Source organism: Arthrobacter sp. Y3225116 (assembly GCF_059091245.1).
The window spans coordinates 1-1,003 of record NZ_JBNHGL010000472.1 but is presented as its reverse complement, the minus strand read 5'-3'; the positions used below and the strand labels follow the sequence as shown (position 1 = coordinate 1,003).

Genomic DNA, 1,003 nt, shown 5'->3' with positions numbered 1-1,003 from the left:
CCCGGGTCCGTCGAACGTGGCCGGCAGCCAGTCCAGCCGCGCCACCTCCCAGCCGCCGCCGTCGTCGGCCTGGCTGAACTGGGCCCGGACCATCAAACCCTCGGTGTTGAGGATGTCCGGCGTTGCATGCGCGGCGAGGGTGTTGCCCAGCCCGTAGACGATCCACGTGCCGTCGTGGCGCTCAATCGGCTGGACGGAGTGGCTGTGGTGCCCGTACACCAAGGAGAACTCGCCGCTGTCGGCCAACGCGTGGGCGGCCTCCTGCTGTTGCGGGCTGGCGTAGTCGGTGTATTCGTCCCCGGCATGGACCGCTCCCAAGACGATGTCCGCGCCCTGCCCCCGGGCCTTCCTGGCCTTGGCGATCATTGCCTGGGGATCCAGCATGTCCACCTGCCAGGGCCGGTCCGGTTTCAGCCCGTTCAGCGAGAAGGTGCCGGTGATGACCGCGATCCGCGCGGCCGGGGTGTCCAGGACCAGCACCTCCCCGGCCTCGGCCGCGCTGCCGTAGGTGCCGGTGTGTTCCAGGCCGCGCGCGTCCAGCGCGGCCAGGGTCCGTTCCAGGCCGGCGGTGCCGTGGTCGAATGCGTGGTTGCTGGCGGTGGTGCAGGCGTCGTAGCCCACGGCGGCGGCGGCGTCGAGGATCTGCGGCGGAGCGTTAAAGGCCGGGTAGCCGGAGTACGGTCCGTCGTCGCCGGCCAGCGGGGTTTCCAGTTGGCAGACGGCGAGGTCGGCGGTGTCCAGGTATTGCTCCTGGGCGGCCAGCATCGGCTGGAAGTCCAGGGCCCCCTTCCCGGTTCGCCGGGCGTCTGCGGCCGCCTGCTCCCAGAGCGGCTCGTGCAGCAGCAGGTCGCCGGTGAGGGCCACGGTGGCACAGCGGATTCCCGGGCACGCCGGACCCGCGCCGGCCGTCGCCGTCGGCTCCGGGGCGGGCTCCGGTGCGGAGGCCGACGGCGCTGCCTCCCCCGTGCCGCCGCTCCCCGGCGGGCCGGATCCGGAGGGCACC

Annotated in this window: 1 protein-coding gene; it reads right to left on the bottom strand. The window is 73.1% G+C overall.

Annotation, left to right across the window (positions count from 1 at the left end; genetic code table 11):
• Positions 1–864, bottom strand: an 864-nt coding sequence (locus tag AC5RV2_RS18380; RefSeq protein WP_494093523.1) for a CapA family protein, incomplete at its 3' end; no start/stop codon positions are given.
• Positions 865–1,003: the final 139 nt, after the last annotated feature.